The 2,879-nt window shown below is 68.5% G+C and carries 2 protein-coding genes; both read right to left on the reverse strand.

All coding sequences use genetic code 11. From position 1 onward, the window contains the following. The coding region (locus ACZ6BB_RS42125) for a 2-oxoacid:ferredoxin oxidoreductase subunit beta (protein WP_471620368.1) at positions 1 to 1,081 on the reverse strand (1,081 nt) is incomplete at its 3' end. Next, positions 1,074 to 2,879 (reverse strand): 2-oxoacid:acceptor oxidoreductase subunit alpha (locus ACZ6BB_RS42130; protein WP_471620369.1); only part of this gene is annotated, 1,806 nt, incomplete at its 5' end. The genes ACZ6BB_RS42130 and ACZ6BB_RS42125, both read right to left, overlap by 8 nt.

Below are 2,879 nucleotides of genomic sequence, written 5' to 3' on the forward strand. Positions count from 1 at the left end.
CGACCGTCCAGGTGTCCTTGCCGGCGAGCAGGGCGGACAGGTCGCCCTTGCCGAACTGGTCGATGGCGGTGTCGAGTTGGTCGGCCATCTGGGTGTCGTAGACGGGGCGTCGGACGGATCGCAGGACGCCGATGGGGGTGTGGTGGAGGGTGTCGGGGTCGGCGAGGCGTGAGAGGGCGAAGGCGGTGGTGGGGGATGCGGCGTGGGCGTCGTGGACGAGGATGCGGGATTCGTTGTCGGGTGTGACGGTGACGATGTCGAGGTCGCCGGTGGTCTCGTTGCGTACGACGCCTCGTGTGCCGTCGGTGCCGAAGCGGATGGGTCGGCCGTGTTCGAGGCGGATGACGGCTTCTTCGGCTTGTTGGCGGTCCTTGAGGGCGTCGAAGGCGCCGTCGTTGAAGATGTTGCAGTTCTGGTAGATCTCGACGAGTGCGGTGCCGGGGTGGGCGGCGGCCTGCCGCAGGACCTCCGTCAGATGCTTGCGGTCGGAGTCCACGGTCCGTGCCACGAACGACGCCTCCGCCCCGATCGCCAGCGACACCGGGTTGAAGGGCGCGTCGAGCGACCCCATCGGCGTCGACTTGGTGACCTTTCCCACCTCCGACGTCGGGCTGTACTGCCCCTTCGTCAGGCCGTAGATGCGGTTGTTGAAGAGGAGGATCTTGAGGTTGACGTTGCGGCGGAGGGCGTGGATGAGGTGGTTGCCGCCGATGGAGAGGGCGTCGCCGTCGCCGGTGACGACCCAGACGGACAGGTCGCGTCGTGAGGTGGCGAGTCCGGTGGCGATGGCGGGGGCGCGTCCGTGGATGGAGTGCATCCCGTAGGTGTTCATGTAGTAGGGGAAGCGGGAGGAGCAGCCGATGCCGGAGACGAAGGTGATGTTCTCTCTGGCCAGGCCGAGTTCGGGCATGAAGCCCTGGACTGCGGCGAGGATGGCGTAGTCACCGCAGCCGGGGCACCAGCGCACCTCCTGGTCGGACTTGAAGTCCTTCATGGACTGCCGGGCCGTGGCCTTGGGCACGAGGGTGAGCGCCTCGATCGTGCCGCCCGTGCCCGCGCCTTCCGTGGACCTCTCAGCCATCGATGGCCTCCTTGAGCGCCGTGGCGAGCTGCTCCGCCTTGAACGGCATGCCGTTCACCTGGGTGTACGAGTGGGCGTCGACCAGGTACTTCGCCCGGACGAGCGTGGCGAGCTGGCCGAGGTTCATCTCGGGGATCACGACCTTGTCGTACCGCCTCAGGACCTCGCCCAGGTTTGGGGGGAAGGGGTTGAGGTGGCGCAGGTGTGCCTGGGCGATGGCTTCCCCGGCGGTGCGCAGGCGTCGTACGGCCGCGGTGATGGGTCCGTAGGTGGATCCCCAGCCCAGGACGAGGGTGTCGGCCCTGTGTGGGTCGTCGACCTGGATGTCGGGGACGTCGATGCCGTCGATCTTGGCTTGGCGGGTGCGGACCATGAGGTCGTGGTTGGCGGGGTCGTAGGAGATGTTGCCGGTGCCGTCCTGTTTTTCGATGCCGCCGATGCGGTGTTCGAGGCCGGGGGTGCCGGGGACGGCCCAGGGGCGGGCGAGGGTGTGGGGGTCGCGTTTGTAGGGCCAGAAGACTTCGGTGCCGTCGTCGAGGGTGTGGTTGGGGCCTTGGGCGAACTGGACGGTGAGGTCGGGCAGTTCGTCGGGTTCGGGGATGCGCCAGGGTTCGGAGCCGTTGGCGAGGTAGCCGTCGGAGAGGAGGAAGACGGGGGTGCGGTAGGTGACCGCGATCCGGGCGGCTTCGATGGCGGCGTCGAAGCAGTCGGCGGGGGTGCGGGCCGCCACCACCGGCACCGGTGCCTCCCCGTTGCGGCCGTACATGGCCTGGAGGAGGTCGGCCTGTTCGGTTTTGGTGGGCAGGCCGGTGGAGGGGCCGCCGCGTTGGATGGCGACGACGAGGAGGGGCAGTTCGAGGGAGACGGCCAGTCCGATGGTCTCGGATTTGAGGGCGACGCCGGGTCCGGAGGTGGTGGTCACCGCGAGCGATCCGCCGAAGGCCGCTCCCAGCGCGGCGCCGATGGCGGCGATCTCGTCCTCGGCCTGGAAGGTGCGGACGCCGAAGTTCTTGTGGCGGGAGAGTTCGTGGAGGATGTCGGAGGCGGGGGTGATGGGGTAGGAGCCGAGGTAGAGGGGGAGGTCGGCTCGGTGGGAGGCGGCGATGAGGCCGTAGGACAGGGCGAGGTTGCCGCTGATGTTGCGGTAGAGGCCGGGGGGGAAGGCCGCGGTGGCGGGGGCGACTTCGTAGGAGACGGCGAAGTCCTCGGTGGTCTCGCCGAAGTTCCAGCCGGCGCGGAAGGCGGCGAGGTTGGCGGCCGCGATCTGGGGTTTCTTGGCGAACTTGGCGGCCAGGAACTTCTCGGTGCCTTCGGTGGGGCGGTGGTACATCCAGGAGAGCAGGCCGAGCGCGAACATGTTCTTGCTGCGTTCGGCTTCCTTGCGGCTGAGGTCGAAGGTCTTGAGGGCTTCGACGGTCAGGGTGGTCAGCGGGACGGGGTGGACGCTGTAGGCGTCCAGTGAGCCGTCGTCCAGGGGGCTGGTGGTGTAGCCGACCTTCTGCAGGGCGCGGCTGGTGAACTCGTCGGTGTTGACGATGATCTCCGTGCCGCGGGGCATGTCGGTGATGTTGGCCTTCAGCGCGGCGGGGTTCATCGCGACGAGGACGTCGGGTGCGTCGCCGGGGGTGAGGATGTCGTGGTCGGCGAAGTGCAGCTGGAAGCTGGAGACGCCGGGCAGGGTGCCTGCGGGGGCGCGGATCTCGGCGGGGAAGTTCGGCAGGGTGGAGAGGTCGTTCCCGAACGACGCCGTCTCGGAGGTGAAACGGTCACCCGTGAGCTGCATCCCGTCACCGGAATC

This window comes from Streptomyces sp. NPDC041108, from assembly GCF_055592645.1.